This window comes from Vibrio sp. 1180_3 (assembly GCF_029478545.1).
Lineage (GTDB): Bacteria > Pseudomonadota > Gammaproteobacteria > Enterobacterales > Vibrionaceae > Vibrio > Vibrio aestuarianus.
Genome location: NZ_SJFM01000294.1, coordinates 1 through 251 on the forward strand (window position 1 = coordinate 1; position 251 = coordinate 251).

General features: G+C 47.0%; 1 rRNA gene. It reads left to right on the forward strand.

Going from position 1 to position 251, the window contains the following annotated elements:
* Positions 1 to 251 (forward strand): 23S ribosomal RNA (locus tag EYW48_RS21900); the annotation flags it as partial.

A 251-nucleotide genomic window follows, 5' to 3' on the forward strand; every position in this document is an offset into this window, starting at 1 on the left:
GGCGATGAAGGACGTATTAACTTGCGATAAGCGTAGATTAGGCAGTAAAAGCCACTTGAGTCTACGATTTCCGAATGGGGAAACCCACTAGCATAAGCTAGTATCGCTGCGTGAATACATAGCGCAGCGAGGCGAACTCGGGGAACTGAAACATCTAAGTACCCGAAGGAAAAGAAATCAACTGAGATTCCGAAAGTAGCGGCGAGCGAAATTGGACTAGCCCTTAAGCTTTAATGATGCAGGTGAACACG